24 protein-coding genes and 3 tRNA genes are annotated in these 22,478 nt (G+C 72.5%); 5 read left to right on the top strand and 22 right to left on the bottom strand.

Annotated elements, in window-relative coordinates:
• Positions 1-27: 27 nt before the first annotated feature.
• From ACPU2J_RS20135 to ACPU2J_RS20105, 7 genes are all read right to left on the bottom strand, one after another.
• Positions 28-1,506, bottom strand: a complete 1,479-nt coding sequence (locus tag ACPU2J_RS20135; RefSeq protein ID WP_420079923.1) for a DHA2 family efflux MFS transporter permease subunit — start codon at positions 1,504-1,506, stop codon at positions 28-30.
• Between the two features lie 115 nt (positions 1,507-1,621).
• The gene (locus ACPU2J_RS20130) at positions 1,622-2,191 is read right to left on the bottom strand and encodes a TetR/AcrR family transcriptional regulator (protein WP_361591154.1); all 570 of its coding nucleotides are present in this window, start codon (positions 2,189-2,191) and stop codon (positions 1,622-1,624) included.
• 132 nt (positions 2,192-2,323) lie between these two features.
• Entirely contained in the window at positions 2,324-2,752 is a 429-nt protein-coding gene (locus ACPU2J_RS20125) for a MaoC family dehydratase (RefSeq protein ID WP_136229657.1), read from the bottom strand.
• Position 2,753: 1 nt separating this feature from the next.
• Positions 2,754-3,206, bottom strand: a complete 453-nt coding sequence (locus ACPU2J_RS20120; protein WP_361591156.1) for a MaoC family dehydratase N-terminal domain-containing protein — start codon at positions 3,204-3,206, stop codon at positions 2,754-2,756.
• Positions 3,207-3,348: 142 nt separating this feature from the next.
• Positions 3,349-3,513 carry a 50S ribosomal protein L33 gene (rpmG, locus tag ACPU2J_RS20115; protein WP_007265873.1) on the bottom strand — a complete coding sequence of 55 codons (165 nt, stop codon included), beginning with the start codon at positions 3,511-3,513 and terminating at the stop codon, positions 3,349-3,351.
• Positions 3,514-3,601: 88 nt separating this feature from the next.
• Positions 3,602-3,674: transfer RNA gene (locus ACPU2J_RS20110), tRNA-Met, on the bottom strand.
• A 48-nt stretch (positions 3,675-3,722) separates the two neighbouring features.
• Positions 3,723-3,795, bottom strand: a tRNA-Thr gene (locus ACPU2J_RS20105).
• Between the two features lie 314 nt (positions 3,796-4,109).
• Between ACPU2J_RS20105 and ACPU2J_RS20100 the strand changes: the two genes are divergently transcribed.
• Together ACPU2J_RS20100 and ACPU2J_RS20095 are read left to right on the top strand one after the other, a co-directional pair.
• Positions 4,110-5,378, top strand: a complete 1,269-nt coding sequence (locus tag ACPU2J_RS20100; RefSeq protein ID WP_423833760.1) for an amidohydrolase family protein — start codon at positions 4,110-4,112, stop codon at positions 5,376-5,378.
• A 53-nt stretch (positions 5,379-5,431) separates the two neighbouring features.
• Positions 5,432-6,088, top strand: a complete 657-nt coding sequence (locus ACPU2J_RS20095; protein ID WP_365070172.1) for an SDR family oxidoreductase — start codon at positions 5,432-5,434, stop codon at positions 6,086-6,088.
• Positions 6,089-6,192: 104 nt separating this feature from the next.
• Here ACPU2J_RS20095 and ACPU2J_RS20090 read toward each other — a convergent pair whose 3' ends face one another.
• Both ACPU2J_RS20090 and ACPU2J_RS20085 read right to left on the bottom strand, forming a co-directional pair.
• Positions 6,193-6,633: a DUF3574 domain-containing protein gene (locus tag ACPU2J_RS20090; RefSeq protein WP_361591161.1), complete on the bottom strand. Its 441-nt coding sequence runs from the start codon at positions 6,631-6,633 to the stop codon at positions 6,193-6,195.
• A gap of 134 nt (positions 6,634-6,767) precedes the next feature.
• Positions 6,768-6,849: transfer RNA gene (locus ACPU2J_RS20085), tRNA-Tyr, on the bottom strand.
• A 200-nt stretch (positions 6,850-7,049) separates the two neighbouring features.
• Between ACPU2J_RS20085 and ACPU2J_RS20080 the strand changes: the two genes are divergently transcribed.
• The 3 genes from ACPU2J_RS20080 (at position 7,050) to ACPU2J_RS20070 (ending at position 10,471) form a co-directional block, all read left to right on the top strand.
• Positions 7,050-7,538, top strand: coding sequence for a YajQ family cyclic di-GMP-binding protein (locus tag ACPU2J_RS20080; RefSeq protein WP_361591163.1), 489 nt, complete (start codon positions 7,050-7,052; stop codon positions 7,536-7,538).
• Between the two features lie 248 nt (positions 7,539-7,786).
• Complete coding sequence (locus ACPU2J_RS20075; protein WP_423833759.1) at positions 7,787-9,214, top strand: SulP family inorganic anion transporter; 1,428 nt, start codon at positions 7,787-7,789, stop codon at positions 9,212-9,214.
• 18 nt (positions 9,215-9,232) lie between these two features.
• Positions 9,233-10,471 carry an APC family permease gene (locus tag ACPU2J_RS20070; protein ID WP_423833758.1) on the top strand — a complete coding sequence of 413 codons (1,239 nt, stop codon included), beginning with the start codon at positions 9,233-9,235 and terminating at the stop codon, positions 10,469-10,471.
• On the opposite strand, the gene ACPU2J_RS20065 is transcribed toward ACPU2J_RS20070, so the two are convergent.
• The 13 genes from ACPU2J_RS20065 to ACPU2J_RS20005 form a co-directional block, all read right to left on the bottom strand.
• On the bottom strand, positions 10,455-10,979 hold the full coding sequence (locus ACPU2J_RS20065; RefSeq protein WP_423833757.1) for an SMI1/KNR4 family protein: 525 nt from the start codon (positions 10,977-10,979) through the stop codon (positions 10,455-10,457). The genes ACPU2J_RS20070 and ACPU2J_RS20065 overlap by 17 nt on opposite strands.
• 77 nt (positions 10,980-11,056) lie before the next feature.
• Complete coding sequence (locus ACPU2J_RS20060; RefSeq protein ID WP_365141135.1) at positions 11,057-11,449, bottom strand: YccF domain-containing protein; 393 nt, start codon at positions 11,447-11,449, stop codon at positions 11,057-11,059.
• Positions 11,446-12,309, bottom strand: coding sequence for a zinc metalloprotease HtpX (htpX, locus tag ACPU2J_RS20055; protein WP_361591173.1), 864 nt, complete (start codon positions 12,307-12,309; stop codon positions 11,446-11,448). The genes ACPU2J_RS20060 and htpX overlap by 4 nt, the downstream gene beginning before the upstream one ends.
• 208 nt (positions 12,310-12,517) lie before the next feature.
• The gene (locus ACPU2J_RS20050) at positions 12,518-14,050 is read right to left on the bottom strand and encodes an NADH-quinone oxidoreductase subunit N (RefSeq protein WP_423833756.1); all 1,533 of its coding nucleotides are present in this window, start codon (positions 14,048-14,050) and stop codon (positions 12,518-12,520) included.
• A complete protein-coding gene (locus ACPU2J_RS20045; RefSeq protein WP_423834987.1) occupies positions 14,047-15,600 on the bottom strand; it encodes a complex I subunit 4 family protein in 1,554 nt (517 codons plus the stop codon). The genes ACPU2J_RS20050 and ACPU2J_RS20045 overlap by 4 nt, the downstream gene beginning before the upstream one ends.
• 38 nt (positions 15,601-15,638) lie before the next feature.
• A complete protein-coding gene (locus tag ACPU2J_RS20040; RefSeq protein ID WP_423833755.1) occupies positions 15,639-17,687 on the bottom strand; it encodes an NADH-quinone oxidoreductase subunit L in 2,049 nt (682 codons plus the stop codon).
• Positions 17,684-18,058, bottom strand: coding sequence for an NADH-quinone oxidoreductase subunit NuoK (gene nuoK / locus ACPU2J_RS20035; protein ID WP_361591178.1), 375 nt, complete (start codon positions 18,056-18,058; stop codon positions 17,684-17,686). Before nuoK ends, ACPU2J_RS20040 begins: the two co-directional genes overlap by 4 nt.
• Positions 18,058-18,669 (bottom strand): NADH-quinone oxidoreductase subunit J family protein, encoded by a 612-nt coding sequence (locus ACPU2J_RS20030; protein ID WP_420079929.1) that lies wholly within the window; start codon positions 18,667-18,669, stop codon positions 18,058-18,060. The genes nuoK and ACPU2J_RS20030 overlap by 1 nt, the downstream gene beginning before the upstream one ends.
• The gene (locus tag ACPU2J_RS20025; protein WP_423833754.1) at positions 18,666-19,271 is read right to left on the bottom strand and encodes a NuoI/complex I 23 kDa subunit family protein; all 606 of its coding nucleotides are present in this window, start codon (positions 19,269-19,271) and stop codon (positions 18,666-18,668) included. Before ACPU2J_RS20025 ends, ACPU2J_RS20030 begins: the two co-directional genes overlap by 4 nt.
• Entirely contained in the window at positions 19,271-20,239 is a 969-nt protein-coding gene (locus ACPU2J_RS20020; protein ID WP_365070196.1) for a complex I subunit 1/NuoH family protein, read from the bottom strand. The genes ACPU2J_RS20025 and ACPU2J_RS20020 overlap by 1 nt, the downstream gene beginning before the upstream one ends.
• Entirely contained in the window at positions 20,236-21,387 is a 1,152-nt protein-coding gene (locus ACPU2J_RS20015) for an NADH-quinone oxidoreductase subunit C (RefSeq protein ID WP_420079931.1), read from the bottom strand. The genes ACPU2J_RS20020 and ACPU2J_RS20015 overlap by 4 nt, the downstream gene beginning before the upstream one ends.
• Positions 21,384-22,046 (bottom strand): NADH-quinone oxidoreductase subunit B, encoded by a 663-nt coding sequence (locus ACPU2J_RS20010; RefSeq protein WP_423833753.1) that lies wholly within the window; start codon positions 22,044-22,046, stop codon positions 21,384-21,386. Before ACPU2J_RS20010 ends, ACPU2J_RS20015 begins: the two co-directional genes overlap by 4 nt.
• Positions 22,037-22,444 (bottom strand): NADH-quinone oxidoreductase subunit A, encoded by a 408-nt coding sequence (locus ACPU2J_RS20005; protein WP_361591188.1) that lies wholly within the window; start codon positions 22,442-22,444, stop codon positions 22,037-22,039. The genes ACPU2J_RS20010 and ACPU2J_RS20005 overlap by 10 nt, the downstream gene beginning before the upstream one ends.
• Positions 22,445-22,478 lie beyond the last annotated feature (34 nt).

The raw sequence follows: 22,478 nt of genomic DNA, 5'->3' as shown, positions 1-22,478 counted from the left end.
GCGGGGGCGGGGCGGCGGGCCCGCGGGTCAGCCGGCGGCCGGGACCTTGTCCACCGCGGCGGGGGCGTCCGGGGCGCGCCCGGCCGGGGACGACGGGGCCGCGGGGGCCGTCTTCGGGGTCCGGCGCGGCACCAGCAGGGCCAGCGCGGCGGCGACGGCGACGGCCCCTGCGCCGATCCACAGGGCGGGGACGGTGCCGTCGGTGAAGGCCTGCGGGGTCTCGTAGCCGCCCTGGGCGGAGAAGACGGAGGCCAGGACGGCCACGCCGAGGGCTCCGCCGACCTCGCGGAGGGCGTTGTTGGTGCCGGAGGCCTTGCCCTGGTCGGCGACGGCCACGGTGGACATCAGGACGTTCGCGGCGGGCGCGAAGTAGAGGGCCATGCCGATCCCGCTGAGGATCAGCGGCGGGAGCTGCGCCGCGTAGGAGACGTCGGCGCTCAGGATCGCCGCGAACCAGCCGAGGCCGAGCGCCTGGAAGGCCAGTCCGGCGGCGACGACCGGCCGGCCCCCGATGCGGTCGGAGAGGATGCCGGCGAGCGGGGCGACGATCATCGGCATGCCGGTCCAGGGCAGCATGCGCAGCCCGGCCTCGGTGGGCGAGTAGCCCGCGACGCCCTGGAGGAACTGGCTGAGCAGGAAGATCGAGCCGAACATGCCGAGGAACATCAGCAAGCCGGCCAGGTTGATGCCGAGGAAGCCGCGGTCCCGGAAGAGCCGCATGGGGAGCATCGGGTCGGGGTGGACGAAGCCGTGCCGGACGAACGCCGCGACGAGCGCGGTGCCGGCGATGAGGCCGGTGAGGACGGGGGCGCTGGTCCAGCCCTCGGAGTTGGCGTTGACGAGGGCGTAGACGATGCCGAAGAGGCCGCCGCTGACGAGGAGGGTGCCGGTGACGTCCAGGCGTGCGCCGGGGACGGTGGACTCGGCGAGGCGCAGGCGGGCCAGCGGGATCACGGCGAGGCCGATGGGGACGTTCAGCCAGAAGATCCACTGCCAGGAGATGTGCTCGGTGAGGCTGCCGCCGATGAGGGGGCCGCTGGCGACGGCGAGTCCGGTGACGGCGCCGTAGATACCGAGGGCCATGCCGCGGCGCGCGGCCGGGACGGCGGCGGTGAGGAGGGTGAGGGTGAGCGGCATCATCACGGCCGCGCCGACGCCCTGTACGGCGCGGGCGGCGATGAGCGCGTCGATGCCTGGCGAGAGGGCGGCCGCGGCGGAGGCTGCGGTGAAGACGGCGAGGCCGACGGTGAACAGCCGGCGCCGGCCGAAGCGGTCGCCGAGCGCGGAGCCGAACAGGAGGAGGACGGCGAAGGTGAGCGTGTACGCGTTCACCGTCCACTCCAGGTCCTCCAGTCGTCCGCCGAGGTCCTCGCGGATGGCGGGCAGGGCCGTGGTGACGACGAGGTTGTCGAGTGCGGCCATGAAGCTGGCCACGCCGGTGAGGACGAGGGCCCAGACGGCGGGCCCGCGGAGTCTGGTGTCGGTGTCGGTGTCCTGCGCGTGCATGGTGTCCCCCTGCGGTTCGCGGTTAGCTAGTTATTACTTACTAACTTTCGTGATCATGACAAAGCCTGAGGCGGGAGCGGCTGGTGCGCCGCTCCGCGCCAGGGCCCGCCCGGCCTCACTTCTCCAGGCGGCCGGTGGTGCGGGCCGCCGGGTAGAAGCCCTCCCAGACCCGGTGCTCGAACGGGAAGCCCATGGCGGCCAGGACGTTGATCAGCATCCCGTAGGCCATGAAGGTCGTGGTCTCGCCCGGATCCCCGCCGAGGGGCAGGTGGACGGTGTCCCACAGCTCCATCCAGCCGCTCCGGACGGCCTCGCCGAACTCGTGGTCGCCGGCCGCCTCGGCCGCGGCCACGGCGACGTACATCTGGAGCTGCATCTGCAGCTTGTCCGGATCCTCGGTGATCAGACGGGTGTAGGCATTGGCGATGGCCTGCTGGGCCTCCTCGCCGTGCAGCCCTTCGACGGCGTCGGCGAAGAGCTCGCGGGTGTCCTTCAGGCAGCGTTCGGAGGCGGCCTGGAAGATCGCCTGCTTGTTGGGGAAGAGCCGGAAGAGGTACGGCTGGGAGACCCCGACCCGCTTGGCGATCGCCTCGGTGGACGTCCCGTGGTAGCCACCCCGGGCGAACTCGTGCATCGCCGCGCGGACGACGCTCTCGCGCCGCTCCTCTGCGCTCATCCTTGCCATGTTCGTAAGTTAGTGCTCAATCACTAACTTCGTCAAGGCCGGCCGTACGCAGCGAGGGAGCAGCGACCCGAGGGGGCGGCAACGCCACCCCCTCGGACACCCGTACACCCGGACGCTCAGGCGCTCAGGCGCTCAGGCCAGGGCGACCACGGCGCGGGACATGCCGAGGACCTTCTGGCCCGCGCTCATGGCCGTCAGGTCGACCCGTACGCGGTTGTCGTCGAGCTTCGCCGCGACCTTCGCGGTGACCTCGATCAGCCCGCCCCGGTCGTCGTTCGGCACCACGACGGGCTTGGTGAAGCGCACCCCGTACTCGACGACCGCGCCCGGGTCGCCGGCCCAGTCGGTGACGACGCGGATCGCCTCGGCCATCGTGAACATGCCGTGCGCGATCACGTCCGGCAGGCCGACCTCCTTGGCGAACTTCTCGTTCCAGTGGATCGGGTTGAAGTCGCCGGAGGCTCCCGCGTACTGGACCAGCGTGGCGCGCGTCACGGGGAAGGACGCCGCCGGCAGCTCGGTGCCGACCTCGACGTCGGCGTACTTGATCTGCGCTGCCATGTCAGGCCTCCTCGGGGGCGCGGGAGACGAGCTTCGTCCAGGCCGTCACCACGTGCTCGCCGGTCTCGTCGTGGACCTCGCCGCGGATGTCGATGATGTCGTTGCCGGCGAGCGACTTCACGGCCTCGATGGTGGAGGTCACGGAGAGGCGGTCACCCGCGCGCACCGGGCGGGAGTAGGCGAACTTCTGGTCGCCGTGCACGACGCGGCTGTAGTCCAGTCCCAGCTGCGGGTCCTGGACGACCTGGCCGGCCGCCTTGAAGGTGATCGCGAACACGAAGGTCGGCGGGGCGATCACATCGGGGTGCCCGAAGGCCTTGGCGGCCTCGGGGTCGGTGTAGACGGGATTGGTGTCACCCACCGCCACCGCGAATTCGCGGATCTTCTCCCGGCCGACCTCGTACGGATCGGTGGGCGGGTAGCTCCGCCCCACGAAGGACTGGTCGAGAGCCATGACTCACTACCTCCTGATGAAGAGACACGAAACACACGGGAACAAAGACAGGCGTGATGAACGGGCACGGAAACGACACGAGGCCGCCCCCAATGAAGGGGACGACCTCATGACGGTGCCTGTATTCGAGACTTCGCTGGGGTCAGCGGGTCTCGCGGTGCGCGGTGTGCGAGTTGCAGCGCGGGCAGTGCTTCTTCATCTCCATGCGGTCCGGGTTGTTACGCCGGTTCTTCTTGGTGATGTAGTTCCGCTCCTTGCACTCCACGCAGGCCAGCGTGATCTTCGGGCGGACGTCGGTGGCAGCCACGTGAGTGCTCCTTGACGGACTATGGGACGGATGAACGCATAAAAGAGTAGCCGATCGGGAGACCGACCCCGCAATCGGCTACTGTGGGTAGCGGCGACCGGACTTGAACCGGTGACACAGCGATTATGAGCCGCTTGCTCTACCGACTGAGCTACGCCGCTTTGGTGTGATCAGTTCCCCACCCGAGGGTGGGGAACCTCTCTCACCAGAGCCCCAATGCGGAATCGAACCGCAGACCTTCTCCTTACCATGGAGACGCTCTACCGACTGAGCTATTGGGGCGAGCGATGAAGACATTACACGGTTGCCCGCCCATCGCCCAAATCCTTTGCGGCAGCAGGGCTCCGAGGGGGTTCCGGGGGCCTTCCCGATCAAGCGGTCCACCGCGTCGCGCCCCCTTCACGGTCCCTTCGGGCCCTTTTTGTGTGCGGGCTCACAGCAGCGGCTCCGCGGAGCGGGGCACCACACCGGTACGACTATTGCGCTCTTCCGCGAAGCGGAGTGCGCCGCGCCCTACGCTCTGAGCACGCTGCGTGATCTTGGGCCGTGGCCGCGGCCACGGCCCCAGGAACCGCCCGAGCCACCGCAGGAGCGCGATGTCCGACAGCCAGCCGCAGCAGCCGTTCCAGTCCCCGCGCGGCGGCAACGGCAACGCGGCCGCCGCCGAGGCCACCACCCTGCTGCTCGCCGGGGCCCGCCTCACCGACGGCCGCACCGTCGACGTCCGGCTCGGCGGCGGCCGGATCCAGGCCGTCGGCACCGCCGGAAGCCTCCCCTCCATGACGTCGGCCCGGGTGGACCTCAGCGGCTACCTGCTCCTCCCCGCGCCCGCCGAGCCGCACGCCCACGGGGACACCGCACTGACCGCCGACGGCGACGGGCCCGTCTCGTACGCGCCCGACGAGGTCCAGCGGCGGGCCACCGAGGCGGCCCTGCTCCAGCTCGGGCACGGCGCCACCGCGATGCGCTCCCACGTGCGCATCGGCGACGTGCACGGCCTCGGCCCCCTGGAAGCCGTGCTCCAGGCCCGCCGGTCGCTGCGCGGGCTCGCCGACCTGACCACCGTGGCCGTGCCCCGGCTGCTGACGGGGGTGGCCGGCGCCGACGGGCTCGCCATGCTGCGCGACGCCGTCAAGATGGGCGCCTCCGTGATCGGCGGCTGCCCCGACCTGGACCCGGACCCGACGGGCTTCCTCGAAGCCGTGCTGGAGCTGGCCGGCGAGCACGGCTGCCCCGTCGACCTGCACACGGACGGTGACGATCCCGCGCGCCTCTCACGGCTCGCAGCGATGGCCGGCGGGCTGCGCCCCGGGGTGACCGTCGGCCCCTGCGGCGGCCTGTCCCGGCTCCCCCTGGACGCGGCGACCCGCGCCGCCGACCAGCTCGCGGCGGCCGGCGTACGGGTGACCTGTCTGCCCCAGGGGGACTGCGCGGCCCTGGAGCGCCGCGGGCTGCGCACCGCGCCCGTACGGCTGCTGCGCTCCGCCGGTGTGCTGGTGGCCGCGGGCAGCGGGGCGCTGCGGGACGCCGGCAACCCCGTCGGCCGGGGCGACCCGCTGGAGGCCGCCTACCTGCTCGCGTCCCAGGGCGGGCTGCGGGCGGCCGAGGCCTACGACTGCGTCAGCGCCTGCGCCCGCGCCGCCATGGGCCTGCCGGAGGTGCGGCTGGAGGCGGGCTTCCCGGCGGAGCTGGTCGCCGTGCGCGGGGAGCGGCTCTCGGGTGTGCTGTCCCTGGCGTACAGCCGGATCGTGATCCACCGCGGGCGGGTGGTAGCCCGTACGAGTGCCGTGCGGGAGTACTGCGACTCGGCCGTCGCGGTCGCCCTGGACCTGCCCCGGCAGGGCCGCACGGAGCCGGGCCCCTGACGTTCGCCGTGCGTTCGCGGGCATGAGCGCCCGGCTCGTCGTACGGTCGGGACATGCGCATCGTCATCGCGGGTGGACACGGTCGGATCGCGCTGCGGCTGGAGCGCCTGCTCGCCGCGCGCGGGTACGAGGTCGCGGGCATCATCCGCGACCCGGCACAGGGCGACGACCTCAGGGCGGCCGGTGCCGAGCCGGTGCTGTGCGACCTGGAGTCGGCGTCGGTCGAGCACGTGGCGGGGATCCTGCAGGGCGCGGACGTGGCGGTGTTCGCCGCGGGAGCCGGCCCCGGCAGCGGCGCCGGACGCAAGGACACCGTGGACCGGGGAGCGGCGGTGCTGCTCGCCGACGCGGCCGAACGGGCCCGGGTGAGCCGCTTCCTGATGGTCTCTTCGATGGGCGCCGACGCGCACCACGACGGTGACGAGGTCTTCGACGCCTACCTGCGGGCGAAGGGCGAGGCCGACGACCACGTCCGGACCCGGCTGGGGCTGGAGTGGACCGTCCTGCGTCCGGGCGCGCTGATCGACGACGCGGGGACGGGGATGGTGCGGCTGGAGGCGCGCACGGGCCGCGGGCCCGTCCCGCGCGACGACGTGGCCGCCGTACTGGCCGAGCTGGTGGAGACCCCGGCAACGGCCGGGCTGACCCTGGAGCTGGTCTCCGGCTCGACGCCGGTGCAGGTGGCCGTGAAGGACGTGGCGGGCAACTGACGCCCCGTCGGGCGGGCCGCGGCGGCCGGAGGCCGTCCGCCCGCCGGCCCGCGGCTCGGGCCGGGAGCCGTGACGGTGGCGGGCGGGGCGGGGGCGGGCGCGGGCTAGAAGCCGACGTCGACCTTGTCGTCCGACCGGCCGACCGAGTCCTGCTGGTAACGGTCCTCATAGGCGTCGCGGATCCGCTCGATGCGCCTGCTGCGCTCGTCGGCCTCCTTCTCCGGGTAGAGCAGGACCACCTCGTAGGAGTCCTCGCGGACGAGCTTCCCGTCCCGGCCGCGCCACTGCCCGTACCCCTCGTGCAGGGTGAGCCCCTCCGGGAAGGCGGGGGTGATCTCCCGGTCCAGGAAGCGCATGAACTCCCCCTCGGCGACCGGTCCTCCGCCGCCGGTGCGCTCGGTGCCGAAGTACAGGCGGGTCTCCGTGTAGGGCTCCCCCACGTCCGTGTGCAGCGCGGCCCCCATCAGGGCCGGGATCCCGGCGCCGAGCAGCGCGACGAGCACCCCGCCGCCGACCTTCCCCCGTGTGTCAGATGTCCATTTCACGCCCGGTGAACGAACGGGAGCCGCCGACGATGCGGGCGGGTGCGGCATGTGCGGCGGTCATACTCCGCGGCACATGCGATACGAAAGAACCCCCTTTCTCTGCGATTCCGCAGAGAAAGGGGGTTCCACTCGCGTGGCGGCGCCAGGATTCGAACCTGGGTAGGCTAAGCCGACGGATTTACAGTCCGCTCCCATTGGCCACTCGGGCACACCGCCATGGGATGTCGCCTGTGAGGCCGCTTTGTGGCGGTGCTCCCTGGCAACGACGTAAACGATACCTGATGACCGGGGGTGCTCCGCCACCGGATTGATCAGCGCCGCGACCCGGTGCGGTGGCTAGGCTTTGCCGAGCGGTCCGGGCACGTCCGGCCGCGCCCCCCGGGGCGATCACCATCGACTTCAAGGAGCCACAGCACATGGCCGACTCCAGTTTCGACATCGTCTCGAAGGTCGAGCGGCAGGAGGTCGACAACGCCCTCAACCAGGCCGCCAAGGAGCTCTCGCAGCGCTACGACTTCAAGGGCACCGGCGCGACCATCGCGTGGTCGGGCGAGAAGATCCTCATGGAGGCGAACTCCGAGGAGCGCGTCAAGGCCGTCCTCGACGTCTTCGAGACCAAGCTGGTCAAGCGCGGCATCTCGCTCAAGGCGCTGGACGCGGGCGAGCCGCAGCTGTCCGGCAAGGAGTACAAGATCTTCGCCAACATCGAGGAAGGCATCTCCCAGGAGAACGCCAAGAAGGTGGCGAAGATCATCCGGGACGAGGGTCCCAAGGGCGTCAAGGCCCAGGTCCAGGGCGACGAGCTGCGCGTCAGCTCGAAGAGCCGTGACGACCTGCAGGCCGTGCAGGCGCTCCTCAAGGGCAAGGACCTGGACTTCGCGATCCAGTTCGTGAACTACCGCTGACCGAGGTCCCCGACCTCTACGAAGCGTCCGGCCGGCGCCGTTCGCAGTGAGCCCGTCCGCCCCCGGCGGACGGGCTCAGGTGCTTGTGGGCCCCGCACCCGCCGCGGCCCGTGGTCCGGTGGCGGGGGCGTGTGTGCGGGGCGTGAGCGGCGCGTGCGCTGTCGTGGGCTTCCGTGGGCACTTGGGGGGCGGCCGGTGCGCCCAGCACGGTGGTGGCATCACATCACCGCGTGGCAGGGGGTTCTCGCATGCCTGGGGCCGGCACGTTCCGGGACGACTTCTGGGCGTCCGTCGTCGTCGCACTCGTCGCCATCCCCCTGTGCGTGGGGGTGGCGGTCGCCTCCGGGGTACCGGCCGAGCTGGGGATCGTCACCGGCGTGGTGGGCGGGCTGGTCACCGGCTGGTTCCGCGGGAGCTCGTTGCAGGTGAGCGGGCCCGCCGCCGGGCTCACCGTGCTCGTCTACGAGGCGGTGCAGGCCTACGGCCCGGCGGCGCTCGGGGTGCTGGTGCTCGGGGCCGGGGTGGTGCAGCTGGGCCTGGGCGCGCTGCGGCTCGGGCGGTGGTTCCGGGCGATCTCCGTCGCGGTGGTGCAGGGGATGCTGGCCGGCATCGGGCTCGTGCTGATCTCCGGGCAGCTGTACGCCTTGAGTGACGCGGAGGCTCCCGGGCACACCCTGGCGAAGCTCGGCGGGGTGCACGGGCTCGCCACGCGGGCCGATGGGGAGGCCGTGCTGCTGGGCGTCGGGACCATCGTGCTCATGGTGCTCTGGCGCCGGGCCCCCGCGCGCCTGCGGCTGCTGCCGGGGGCGCTCGTGGGGGTGGCCGCCGCCACCGCCGTGGCGGCCCTGCTGGAACTGCCCGTCGAGAAGGTGCGGGTGACGGGGGTGCTGGAGGCGGTGTCCCCGCCCGCCTGGGACCAGTTCGGCGCGCTGGCCACCGTGGGCGCGGCGGGAACCGTGATCGCACTGGCGCTGATCGCCTCCGCCGAGACGCTGTTCAGCGCCGCCGCCGTGGACCGGATGCACGACGGGCCGCGGACCGAGTACGACAAGGAGCTCATCGCCCAGGGCGTCGGCAACAGCGTCTGCGGGCTGCTCGGCGCGCTGCCGATGACCGCGGTCATCGTCCGCAGCGCCGCCAACGTGGAGGCCGGCGCGCGCACCCGGGCGTCCCGGGTGATGCACGGCGTCTGGCTGCTGCTCTTCGCCGTGGCCTTCCCCCAGGTGCTGGAGAGCGTGCCGCTCGCCGCGCTGGCGGGGGTGCTGCTGTACGCGGGCTGGAAGCTGCTGCCGGTCCGGGCGGTGGCCTCGCTGTGGCGCACGCACCGGGGCGAGGCGGTGGTGCTGGTGGCCACGGCCTCGGCGATCGTCGTCACCAACCTCTTCGAGGGGGTGCTGGTGGGGCTGGGGCTCGCCATCGCCAAGGCGGCCTGGGAGACCTCCCACGTGCACATCGAGGAGGTGTGGGAGGGCGAGGAGCTGTGCGTGCGGGTCCTGGGCAACGCCAGCTTCCTGCGGCTGCCGAAACTGCTCGACGCCCTGGACGCCCTGCCGCACGACCGGCCCGTCCGGCTCGACCTGAGCGGGCTGCGGCACCTGGACCACGCCTGTCTGACCGCCCTGGAGGGCTGGGAGCGCACCCGGGCGCCACTCGCCGGCCGGGAGGGCGTCATCTAGGCCCGTTACCCTCCGCCCGTGACGGATGAGCTGAAGCGGACCCTGGGCGTCTCCGACGCGGTGGTCGTCGGGCTGGGCGCGATGGTCGGCGCGGGTGTCTTCGCGGTGCTGGCGCCGGCGGCGCGGGCGGCGGGCGGCGCCCTCCTGGCCGCGCTGGCGGTGGCGGCCCTCGTGGCCTACTGCAACGCGCACTCCTCGGCGCGGCTGGCCGCCCGGTACCCGGCCTCCGGCGGCACCTACGTCTACGGGCGGGAGCGGCTCGGCCCGTTCTGGGGATACCTGGCCGGCTGGGGCTTCGTGATCGGCAAGACGGCCTCCTGCGCGGCGATGGCGCTCACCGTGGGGGCGTACGTCTGGCCCGGGCAGCAGCACGCGGTGGCCGTGGCCGCCGTGGTGGCGCTCACCGCCGCGAGCTACGGCGGGGCGCAGAAGTCCGCCCGGATCGCCCGGCTGATCGTGGCGGTGGTGCTGGCGGTGCTCGCCGCGGTGGTCGTGGTGTGCCTGTCGTCGGACGCGGCGGTGGCCGTGCTCCCGGGCGGGGCGGACCGGGGCGTCCACGGGCTGTTGCAGGGGGCCGGGCTGCTGTTCTTCGCCTTCGCGGGATATGCCCGGATCACCACCCTGGGCGAGGAGGTGCGCGATCCGGGACGGACGATCCCGCGGGCGGTGCCGATCGCCCTCGGCATCGCGCTGCTGGTGTACGCCGCGGTCGCGCTCGCGGCGCTGTCGGTCCTCGGCGTCGGGGGCCTGGCGTCGTCGTCGGCCCCACTGGCCGACGCGGTCCGGGCGGCCGGCCGGCCCGAACTGGTCCCGGTCGTCCGGGTGGGCGCGGCCCTGGCCGCGCTGGGCTCGCTGCTGGCCCTGATCCTGGGGGTGTCGAGGACCACCCTGGCGATGGCCCGCGACGGACATCTGCCGCGCGTGCTGGCCGCGGTCCATCCGCGGCACCGGGTCCCCCACCATGCCGAACTGGCGGTGGGCGCGGTCGTGGCGGTGCTCGCGGCCACCGCCGATCTGCGGGGCGCGATCGCCTTCTCCTCCTTCGGAGTGCTGGCCTACTACGCGATCGCGAACGCCTCCGCGTGGACTCTCGATTCAGCTGTCAAGGGCCGGGCCGTGGCAGCGGTGGGGCTGTCCGGCTGTGTGGTGCTGGGGTGCGCGCTGCCCCTCGCGTCGGCGGTGACCGGGGCGGTCGTGCTGGCGCTGGGCGCACTGGTCTACGGGGTGCGGCGCGGGCGGGTCAGATCCGGGACCTGAACTCCGTCCAGGGGACCTGTTCCAGGTCGTAGGCCTCCCCGGCGTCGGAGTCCTCGCAGAACCAGGCGGTGCCGTCGAGCCAGCCGCGCAGCCAGCCGGCCAGGCTCGGGGTGTCCACGGACCAGGCGAGGTCCGGCTCGCCGGGGTTGGGGTCGAAGAGGAGGACCTGGGCGGTGGCGGAGCGGCAGTCGACACAGGCGTACACGGCGCAGCCGAGGTCGGCCACGGGCAGGACGCCCCCTGGCCACCGCCACCCGGAGCGGAGCTGGGCCCGATGGGCCTCCACGGCCCGGCGCAGCGGCAACAGGCACTGCTCGGGGCCGAATCCGCCGTCCCCCACGCGGGTGTAGAGCCGGGCGAGCAGGGGCGGAAGCGGGAAGCCGAGTATGTCCTCGGCGCGGACGATCTCCCCGGTGCCCAGCGGCGTGGGCAGGGGCTTTCCCTGGGCCCGCGCGGAGGTGCGCGCACGGTCTGCGACTTGCTCCAGCAACTGCTCGGTCTCGTTCATGCGTTCATGGTGGCGCACCCCACCGACACTCCGCCCGGCCTGTGGACAACTCCTGACCGGACCCCGTCAGAACCGTGTCAGCGGCTGGCGAACGGGGCGTCCGTCGGGACGATTTCGCGGCCCAGCGGGAGCAGCGAGAGCGGGACCATCTTGAAGTTGGCGATGCCGAAGGGGATGCCGATGATCGTGACGCACAGCGCGATGCCCGTGACGATGTGGCCCAGGGCGAGCCACCAGCCCGCGAGGACGAGCCACAGGACGTTGCCTATGCAGGATCCGGCGCCGGCGTCGTGGCGCTCGACCGTGGTGTAGCCGAACGGCCAGAGGGCGTAGACGGCGATGCGGAAGGCGGCGATGCCGAACGGGATGCCGATGATCGTGATGCACAGCAGCACACCCGCCAGGATGTAGCCCAGGAACAGCCACACACCGCTGAGTACGAGCCAGATGATGTTGAGGATGGTCTTCACTGCGTGCGGCCTGCCATCTGTTCGAGCCGGGCGATGCGCTCGGCCATCGGGGGGTGGGTCGAGAACATCTTGGTCAATCCCTGACCGGGGCGGAAGGGATTGGCGATCATCATGTGGCTCGCCGTCTCCAGCCGCGGTTCGGGGGGCAGCGGGAGCTGCTTGGTGCCCGCGTCGAGCTTGCGCAGCGCGCTGGCCAGGGCCAAGGGGTCCCCGGTGAGCTGGGCTCCGGAGGCGTCCGCCTCGTACTCGCGCGAGCGGCTGATGGCCAGCTGGATCACCGAGGCGGCCAGCGGGCCGAGGATCATGATCAGCAACATGCCCAGGAGGCCGGGGCCCTCGTCGTCGTTCGACCGGCCGACCGGGATCAGCCAGGCGAAGTTGACCAGGAACATGATCACCGAGGCGAGTGCTCCGGCGACCGACGAGATCAGGATGTCGCGGTTGTAGACGTGGCTGAGCTCGTGCCCGATGACCCCGCGCAGCTCGCGTTCGTCGAGGATGCGCAGGATGCCCTCGGTGCAGCAGACCGCGGCGTTGCGCGGGTTGCGGCCGGTGGCGAAGGCGTTGGGCGCCTCGGTGGGCGAGATGTAGAGGCGTGGCATGGGCTGGCGCGCGGACGTGGAGAGCTCGCGCACCATGCGGTAGAGCTGCGGGGCCTCGAACTCGCTCACGGGGCGGGCGCGCATCGCGCGTAGAGCCAGCTTGTCGCTGTTCCAGTACGCGTAGGCGTTCGTCCCGAGGGCGATGACGACGGCGACGATCAGTCCGCCGCGTCCGAAGAAGCTGCCGATGAGGATGATGAGTGCGGACAGCCCGCCGAGGAGTACGGCGGTCTTGAGCCCGTTGTGCCGGCGGTGCACGGTACGCCCTCCAAGTGGTGCGGCTGGGGAGCCCCGTCATGGGTCCGAGGGTCTACGGTCCAGTGGACCCTCCCTTCCTGGTCAACGCGAGGTGAGGGCGGCTGGTTCCCAGGGCGTGCCGGGGCGGCGGCCCGCCGCGGCCCCTCCGGTGGGGCCGGCGGGGCCGCCGGGGGCGTTACTCCGTCCGGGGCAACCGCCCCGCTCCGGGCTACTGCGCGAAGAGGCTCCCCGAGGCGACGCGCAGGACGAGCTGCGGGGCGCCCGAGAGGACGACCGCGGTGACCGCGGTCGCGACGATGGCCGCGGCCACCGGCCAGGGGGCCTTCGTACGGGCCTGTGCGCCCTCCGCGCCCTCGGGGGCGCGGAAGAGCACGGCCGTCCAGCGCAGGTAGTAGTACAGGGCGATGACGACGTTGACCGCCATGAGCACGGCCAGCCAGCCCAGGCCCGCGTCGACGGCGGACCGGAAGACGGTGACCTTGGCGAAGAGCCCGATGATGCCGGGCGGCAGGCCGGCCAGGCAGAGCAGGAAGAAGGCCAGGGACAGCGCGGCGAGCGGGCGCTCGGCGTAGAGGCCGCGGTAGTCGCTGATGCGGTGCAGGGGCTTCGTCCGGGCGACGAGGGCGGCCACGGCGAAGGCGCCGAGGTTCACGGCGGCGTACATGAGGGCGTAGGCGAGGGTGGAGCCGATCTGGTCGCGCTCGGTGTAGGCGGCGGCCGCGATGGGGACCAGCAGGTAGCCGGCCTGGCCGACCGAGGACCAGGCGAGCAGGCGTACGGCGCTGTGCGGGCGGACCGGGGACTGGCGCAGCGCGGCGGCGTTGCCGAGGGTCATGGTGAGCGCGGCGAGGACGGCGAGGGCCGGGCCCCAGATCTGCGAGTACGCCGGGAAGGCGATCACCGTGACGAGGACGAGGCCGGTGAAGCCCACGGCCTTGCCGACGACGGAGAGGTATCCGGCGATGGGCAGGGGGGCGCCGACGTAGGTGTCGGGGACCCAGAAGTGGAAGGGGACGGCCGCGGTCTTGAAGGCGAAGCCGACGAGGGTGAGGGCGACGCCGGCCATGGCGAGGGTGTCGAGCTGTCCGGGGACGTCTTCGAGCCCGTCCGCGACCTGCGTGAGGTGCATGGATCCGGTGGCGGCGTAGACGAAGCTGACGCCCATCAGCGACACGGCGGTGGCGGTGACGGAGGACAGGAAGAACTTCAGGGCCGCCTCGGAGGAGAGCCGGTCTCCGCGGCGCATGCCGACGAGCGCGAAGGCGGGCAGGGAGGCGACCTCCAGCGCGACGATCAGGGTGGCGAGGTCGCGGGAGGCGGGCAGCAGGGCGGCGCCGGCGGCGGAGGAGAGCAGCAGGAACCAGTACTCGCCGGCGGGCATGCGGGTGTCGCGCACGGCGGTGACCGACAGCAGGGCGGTGAGCAGGGCGCCGGCCAGCACCAGGAACTGGACGACCACCGTGAAGTGGTCGGCGACGTAGCTGCAGGCCTCCGGGTCGGCGGTGAGGCAGAAGGTGGAGCGGTCGCCGGCGCGCAGCGGGATCAGGGCGGCGGTCGCGGCGGCGAGGCCGGCCACCGAGATCCAGCCGAGGACCGGCTTGTGCCGCTCGGCGGTGAAGAGGTCGGCGACGAGGACGGCCAGGCCGACGACGGCGGTGATCACCACGGGGGCGATGGCGGTCCAGTCGACGGACTGGACCAGGCTGGGGGTCTCGGCCGCGAGGGCGGTCAGGGCCGTCATGAGTTGCCTCCTGCGAGGAGCTGCTGAACGGCCGGGTCGGTCAGGCCGAGGAGGAGCGCGGGCCACAGGCCGGCGAGGACGGTGAGGGCGACGAGCGGGGTCCAGGCGGCGAACTCGTAGTGCTGGACGTCGGCGACGGCGAGTTCGGGGCCTGCCTTCGGGTCGCCCATGCAGACGCGCCGTACGACGACCAGCAGGTAGGCCGCGGTGAGCAGGGTGCCGAACGCGCCGATGGCGGTGTACGTGAGGAACGCCGGGCGGGAGAGGCCCTCGGCCGGGTCGAAGGCGCCGAAGAGGGCCAGCATCTCGCCCCAGAAGCCGGCGAGGCCGGGCAGGCCGAGGGAGGCGACGGCGGCGAAGGCGAGGAGGGCGCCGAGGCGGGGGGCGCGGCCGTAGAGGGCGGCGCCGGTGGCGCCGGCGAGGGTGTCGAGGTCGGCGGTGCCGTAGCGGTCCTTGAGGGCGCCGACCAGGAAGAAGAGCAGGCCGGTGATCAGGCCGTGGGCGATGTTGGCGAAGAGGGCGCCGTTGACCCCGGTGGGGCTCATGGAGGCGATGCCGAGGAGGACGAAGCCCATGTGGCCGACGGAGGAGTAGGCGATGAGGCGCTTGAGGTCGCCCTTGTTGCCCTTGCGGGCCAGCGCGAGGCAGGCGAGCGATCCGTAGACGATCCCGACGACGGCGAAGGCGCCCAGGTAGGGGGCGACGGTCTGCATGCCGTCGGGGGTGACGGGCAGCAGGATGCGCACGAACCCGTACGTGCCCATCTTGAGCAGGACGCCGGCCAGCAGGACGGATCCGACGGTGGGGGCGGCGGTGTGGGCGTCGGGCAGCCAGCTGTGCAGCGGCCACATGGGGGTCTTCACGGCGAGCCCGATGCCGATGGCGAGGACCGCCAGGAGCTGGGTGGTGCGGGACAGTTCGCGGCCGTTGTCAGAGGCGAGTGCCACCATGTCGAATGTGTCCGCCGTCACACCGATGAGGAGGAGGCCGAGCAGCATCACGACGGAGCCGAGGAGCGTGTAGAGGATGAACTTCCAGGCGGCGGCCTGCCGCTGGGCGCCGCCCCAGCGGGCGATGAGGAAGTACATCGGGATGAGGACCGTCTCGAAGGCGAGGAAGAAGAGCAGCAGGTCGAGGACGGCGAAGGTCGCCAGGGTGCCGCATTCGAGGACGAGCAGCAGGGCGACGAAGGCCTTGGGGGAAGGGCCCGCGGGGAGCTTGAAGTAGCTGTAGAGCGCGCAGAGGAAGAACAGCAGCGCGGTCATCACGAGGAGGGGGAGCGAGATGCCGTCGACACCGAGGTGGATCCGCACGTCCAGTGCCGGGATCCAGCTGATGTCCGTCGTCGCCTGGAAGCGGGACGGGGCGTTGTGGTCGAAGCCCAGGGCGAGGGCGATCGCCGCGGCGAGGATCACGCCGGTCACGGTCACGCCGTGGCGGAGCACGGCCTGTTCGGGGCTGCGGCCCTTGAGCCCGGGCGGGGCGGGCAGGAGGGCCGCGACGGCGCCGAGGAGCGGTGCGGCCACGACGAACGCCAGAAGGAACTGCATCACGGACGGGCTGATATCAATCACGGCTGACTCACGGCTCACGATCCGGCGTTGACGTTGGCGAGGACGGCGGTGGCGATCGCCAGGACCACGGCGCCGGCGAGCAGGGCGCTCAGGTAGCTCTGCACGTTGCCGGTCTGGGCGCGGCGGACGAGGCCGCCGAGCAGCCGGGTGCCGGTGCCCGCGCCGCGGACGTACGTGTCGACGACCTCGCGGTCGAGGAACGTGACGAGCCGGGCGGCCGCCCGGACGGGGCGCACGAACAGCCGGTCGTAGACGGCGTCGAGGTGGAAGCCGTCGGCGGCGTGGCGGTGGAGGGGGCCGAGGAGGGCCTTGCCGGGGTCGGCGGCGGGGCTGGCCGGGACGGCGGGGTGGTCGTGGGTCACCTCGGCGACCTCGGGGGTCTCGGCCGCGGACTCGGCGGCCGCGGTGGCGGCGGACACCGCGGCGGCCACGGCGGGCGGCTCCTCGGCTGCGGCCGCGGCGCGGGCGGGTCCGGCCGCGGGTGCCGCGGCGGCCTTGACCGTGGCGCGCTGCCAGAGGGCGTAGGTGAGCATCACGCCGATGACCGCGGCGCCCGTGCCGAGGACGGAGGTGACCAGGGTCGGGCTGAGCTCCTGGCCGTCGAACCAGTCGCCGACGGGGCCGGCGGCGAGGCCGAGGCCGAGCGTGGGGACGGCGAGGAGCCACAGCACGCCGGTCATGGCGAGGGGTTCCCTGCCGTGGTCGGGGGCGGAGGCACCCCGGCCGCGGAAGGCCATCAGCCACAGGCGGGTGGCGTAGGCGGCGGTGAGCAGGGCGGTCAGCACACCGGCGACGAGCACCAGCCAGCCCGCGGCGGCGGGGGCGAAGTCGGAGTGGCCGGTCGCGGTCTGCTCGGCGGCGACGAGGACGGCTTCCTTGGAGAAGAAGCCGGCGAAGGGCGGGATCGCGGCGAGCGCGAGCAGCGCGACGGTCATCGTCCAGAAGGCGTCGGGGATGCGCTTGGACAGGCCGTCCATGCGGGACATGGCGGCCAGGGAGTTCGTCCCCGCGGCGTGAATGATCACGCCGGCGCCCAGGAAGAGGAGCGCCTTGAAGGCGCCGTGGGAGATGAGGTGGAAGACGGCGGCGGCGCGGTCGCCGACGGCCAGGGCGCCGGTCATGTAGGCGAGCTGACCGATCGTGGAGTAGGCGAGGACCCGTTTGATGTCGTCCTGGGCGAGGGCGGCGAGGGCGGATCCGACCATCGTGACGGCCGCCATGACGGCCATGACCACCAGTGCGGCGGAGGAGGCCGCGAAGACGGGGGGGAGGCGGGCGATGAAGTAGACGCCGGCGGCGACCATCGTCGCGGCGTGGATCAGCGCGGAGACCGGGGTGGGGCCCGCCATGGCGTCGGGGAGCCAGGTGTGCAGCGGGAACTGCGCGGACTTGCCGGCGACGCCGGCGAGCAGGAGCAGCGCGATGACGGTCGGGTGGTCGAGCCCGCCGGCGGCGACGGTGTCGAGGATCTTCGTGATCCGGAAGGAGCCGGCGTCGGTGGCGAGTGCGAACAGGCCGATGAGGAAGGGGACGTCGCCGAGCTTGGTGACGAGGAAGGCCTTCAGGGAGGCGGAGCGGGCCGCTTCGGTCTCCCAGTAGTGGCCGACGAGGAAGTACGAGCAGATGCCCATGACTTCCCAGCCGACCAGCAGCACCATCAGGTCGCCGGAGTAGACGACGAGCAGCATGGCGGAGGTGAAGAGTGAGACGAGGGCGGCGTACGACGGGTAGCGCGGGTCCTCGCGGAGGTAGGCCGTCGAGTACACCTGCACGCAGGTGGCCACGACCCCGACCAGGACCGCGACCAGCGCGGCGAAGCCGTCGACGTAGAGCGACAGGTCGATGGGGACGGAGCCGGTCGGTGTCAGCTCGGTGGCGGTGCTGATGGCCGGGCCGCCGCCCTGGCGGACGGCGACGAGAACGGCCAGTACGGCGGCGCCCAGCGTCGGCAGGATGGCGAGCGGCCGGACGAAGCCGGGCGCGTTGCGGCCGGTCAGCAGTCCCGCCACGGCGCCCAGGAAGGGGAGCAGCGGGACGAGGACGGCGAGGGTCGTGGTGCTCACGCGGAGACCTCCGGCCGGGCGGTTCCGGTGTGGGCGCCGGTGCTGGTGCCCGCGTCGGGCTCGTGGCCCTCCGCGGTGTCGCGCAGCCGGTCGACGTCCGCGGTGCCGCGGTTGCGGTACACCATCAGCACGATCGCGAGACCGATGCCGATCTCGGCGGCGGCGATGGCGATGGTGAAGAGGGTGAGGGCCTGGCCGGCGTGCAGGGCGTCGCGCAGCCAGACGTCGAAGGCCACCAGGTTGAGGTTGACCGCGTTGAGCATGAGCTCGACGGACATCAGGACGAGGATGGCGTTGCGGCGGGCCAGTACGCCGTACAGGCCCGTGCAGAAGAGGAGCGCCGCGAGCACGGCGGGGTAGGCGAGGTGCATCAGCGCGGGCCCTTCTGTCCGCCGCCGGGGCCGGCCGGGGCGGCGGCGTCGGGGGCCTCGTTCTTGCGGGACAGCACGATGGCGCCGATCAGGGCGGCGAGGAGGAGCACGGAGAGCGCTTCGAAGGGCAGCACCCAGTGCTGGAAGAGGATCTCGCCGGAGACCTTCGTGGAGCCCTGGACGGGTCCGTCGAGGTCGATCCAGGTGGTGCGGAAGGCGTCGACGACGACCCAGACCAGGGCGACGGCGGCGACGACCGCCACGCCGAGCGCGATCAGCCGGTTGCCGGAATCGGCGTCCGGGGAGCGGCCGATGGGTGCCTTGGTGAGCATCAGTCCGAAGAGGAGGAGGACGACCACGGAACCGAGGTAGATGAGGACCTGGACCCAGGCGATGAACTCCGCGGTCAGCAGCAGGTACTCGACGGCGATGCCGCCGAGTGCGACGACCAGCCAGAGGGCGGCGTGCACCAGCTGGCGGGTGGTGACCGTGACGAGGGCCGCGCCGAAGGTGACGAGTCCGACGAGGAGGAAGGTGATCTCGACGCCCGTCGGGGACAGGAATCCGGGCCCGGGGGTGGCGGCTGCGGCCAGGGTGGCGGCGGGGGTCACGCGTCTCCCTCCGGGTTCGGGGTGGTCGGGGGTTCGTTCTCGGCGGCCCGGGCGGCGGCGTCGGCGGCCACCGCGGCGGCGGCCGCGGCTTCGGCCTTCTCCACCGCCTTGCGGGCGGCGGCGATCTCCTTGGGTTCCTCGGCGGCCGGGTCGAGGGCGGGCGGGGCCGGGACGGTCCACATCCACTCGCGGAGTTTGTCGCGCTCGTGGGTCAGCTCGTGGATGTCGGTCTCCGCGTACTCGAACTCCGGCGACCAGAAGAGGGCGTCGAAGGGGCACACCTCGATGCAGATCCCGCAGTACATGCAGAGGGAGAAGTCGATGGCGAACCGGTCGAGGACGTTGCGGCTGCGCTCGCGGCCACCGGGGGTGGACGCGGGGACCGTCTCCTTGTGGGAGTCGATGTAGATGCACCAGTCGGGGCACTCGCGGGCGCAGAGCATGCAGACCGTGCAGTTCTCCTCGAACAGGCCGATGACCCCGCGGGAGCGGGGCGGGAGTTCGGGCTGGACGTCGGGGTACTGGGCGGTGTGCGAGCGCTTCGTCATGGTGCGCAGCGTGACGGCGAGGCCCTTGGCGAGGCCGGATCCGGGGATGGGCATTACTGGATCGCCACCTTCACGATGCCGGTGAGCGCGATCTGGGCGAGCGCGAGCGGGATGAGTACGGTCCAGGCGAGCTTCTGGAGCTGGTCCTCGCGCAGGCGCGGGTAGCTCACGCGCAGCCAGATCACCACGAAGGCGAGGACCGCGGTCTTGAGCAGGGTCCAGACCCAGCCGAGGCCGTCGCCGCCGAAGGGGCCGTGCCAGCCGCCGAGGAAGAGGACGGTGGTGAGGAAGCAGAGAACGACGATGCCGGCGTACTCGGCGAGCAGGAACAGCGCGAAGCGCAGGCCGGTGTACTCGGTGTACGCGCCGAAGATGATCTCGGAGTCGGCGACGGGCATGTCGAAGGGGGGCCGCTGGAGCTCGGCGAGGCCGGCGGTGAAGAAGACGAGCGCGCCGGCGATCTGCCAGGGCAGCCACCACCACTCGAAGGCCTCGACGATGCCGGGGAGGGAGACCGTCCCGGCGGCCATCGCCACGGAGGCGGCGGCCAGCAGCATGGGGAGTTCGTAGGCGAGCAGCTGCGCGGCGGTGCGCAGACCGCCGAGCAGGGAGAACTTGTTCGCGGAGGCCCAGCCGGCCATGAGCGAGCCGAGGACTCCGACGCCCATGACGGCGAGGACGAAGAACAGCCCGGCGTCGATGACCTGGCCGACCGCGCCCTCGCCCGGGCCGATGGGGATGGCGAGGAGGACGAGGAGGTACGGCAGCAGGGCGACGGCGGGGGCGAGCTGGAAGATGCGGCGGTCGGCGTTGGCCGGGACGACGTCTTCCTTCTGCGCGAACTTCACGCCGTCGGCGACGAGCTGGGCCCACCCGTGGAAGCCGCCGGCGTACATGGGGCCGAGGCGGCCCTGCATGTGGGCCATCACCTTGTGCTCGGTCTGCCCGACGACGAGCGGGAGCACGAGGAAGACGGCGAAGACGACGATCAGCCGCAGGGCGACGTCGAGGACGTCGTTCACGCGTCGCCTCCGTTGTCGGTGGTGGGGTCGGTCTCGGTCTCGGTCTTGCGCTGGGTGGTCTCGGTGGTGTCCGTGGCCCCGGTCGCCGGCGGCTCGCCGGGTCCGGCCTCCGGAGCCGGCCGGGATGCCGTTTCGTCGTAGGCGGGCTTCGGGTCGTGCCACGGGGCGTCGGAGCTGCGGGGTGCCGGGCGGCGCGGGGCACGCGCCGCGGGGTCCGCGTCCGGGGCGGCGGGCTCGGCCGACTCGGCCGCACCCTGACTGGCGGAGCCGTCGGACGCCGAGCGGGTACGGCGCACCGGACGGGCCGGAGCCTCGGAGGTCTCGGCACCCGGCGCGACCGACTCGGCTGCGGCGGCCTGGCTCGCGGAGCCGTCGGACGCCGAGCGGGTACGGCGGACCGGACGGGCCGGGGTCTCCGGGGTGGCGGCGGTACCGGCGGACTCGGCGGTCTGGGTGGCGGAGCCGTCGGCCACCGAGCGGGTACGGCGTACGGGTGCCCCCTCGCGGGGGGTGCGGGCCGCGGCCCCGGCCGCGCGGGGGGTGCGGGCCGGGCGGGCGGGGGCCGGCGGGAGCTGGCCCTTCATCGGGCCCCAGTCGTTCGGGTCCGGCACGCCGGGCGGGAGCATCTGGCGGCGCTTCGGGGCGTCCGGGTCGTGGGTCTCGCCCGGCTCCTTCGCGCCCGGCCAGGCCTTGGCGACGCGCGCCGCCAGCACGAAGTCCTTGCGCAGGGGGTGTCCCTCGAAGTTCTCCGGGAGCAGGAGGTGGACCAGGTTCGGGTGGTCGGTGAAGCGGATCCCGAACATCTCGAACGTCTCGCGTTCGTGCCATTCCGCTCCCGCGTAGACGGCGACCGCCGACGGCAGGGAGGGGGCGCTGTGCGGGACGGTCGTGCGCAGCAGGAGGCGGCGGACGCGGTGGTTCTCCAGCGAGGCGACGTGTGCGCAGATCCGGAAGCCGGTGCCGGGCTCGTCGACGGCGCTCAGCCAGTCGAAGTAGGTGCAGCCCAGCTTGTCCCGGGCGATTTCGAGGGAGGGGATCCAGCTGCCGACGGGCACGTCGACCGTGAGGACGTCGTAGGAGAGCTCGGCGAGGGCCTCGGCTCCGAAGACGGTGGCCGCGGCGTCGGGGAGGGAGTCGTAGAGGTTCACGCGCCGGCCCCCTGACCGGGTGCGGGCGGGGGCGTGACCAGGCCGCTGGTGAGCTGGGAGACGGACGGGCCGGCGGCGTAGCGTTCGGCCAGCGACTCGCGGGCGATCTTCTCCTGGAGCTTGAGGATGCCCTGGAGGAGCGCTTCCGGCCGGGGCGGGCAGCCGGGGACGTAGACGTCGACGGGGATGATCTGGTCGACGCCCTTGGTGACCGAGTAGGAGTCCCAGTAGGGGCCGCCGCAGTTGGAGCAGGCGCCGAAGGAGATGACGTACTTCGGCTCGGGCATCTGCTCGTAGAGCCGCTTGACGGCCGGGGCCATCTTGTCGGTGACGGTGCCCGAGACGATCATCAGGTCGGCCTGGCGGGGTCCGGGCGCGAAGGGGATCACGCCGAGACGGATGAAGTCGTGCCGGGCCATGGAGGCGGCGATGAACTCGATCGCGCAGCAGGCGAGGCCGAAGTTGAAGACCCACAGGCTGTAGCGGCGGCCCCAGTTCAGGACCACCTTCATGGGTTCCGGTGCCAGGCGGGAGAGGACTCCCAGGCGCTTGGGCTCCGGGAGCGGCACGCTCCCGCCCGCACCCCCGGTCGCGCCGTCCGCCGCGGTGGCGTCCGTCGCGGCGGCGTCTGTCGGCGTCACAGCCGGTGTCACGTCCATTCGAGGACGCCCTTCTTGTACGCATAGAGCAGGCCGACGGCCAGGAAGCCCAGGAAGATGAACATCTCCACGAGCGTGGTGGCGCCGTAACCGGCGGCGGCGAACACCGTCGCCCACGGGAACAGGAAGATCGAGTCGACGGCGAAGATCACGTAGAGGAACGCGTAGACGTAATAGCGGACCTGGGTGTGCGCCCAGCCGTCGCCGACCGGGTCCACGCCGCACTCGTACGTGAGCAGCTTCTCGTGGGTCGGGACCACCGGCCGCAGCAGGCGCCCGGCGCCGAAGGCGACGGCCACGAAAAGCACACCGAGGGCGGCCAGCAGACCGACGACCGAATAACTCCGGAAGTAGTCCGCCGCGAGCACGGTTACGGTCGATACCGTTGGTTCGGGCACGTCCGTTCCTCGCTCCTCGTGCACTGTCGACGAT

The sequence above is a fragment of the Streptomyces manipurensis genome (genome assembly GCF_049570255.1).
Classification (GTDB): domain Bacteria; phylum Actinomycetota; class Actinomycetes; order Streptomycetales; family Streptomycetaceae; genus Streptomyces; species Streptomyces manipurensis.
Note: the sequence above shows the minus strand (reverse complement) of the source record. Positions and strands in the feature narration are given on the sequence as shown.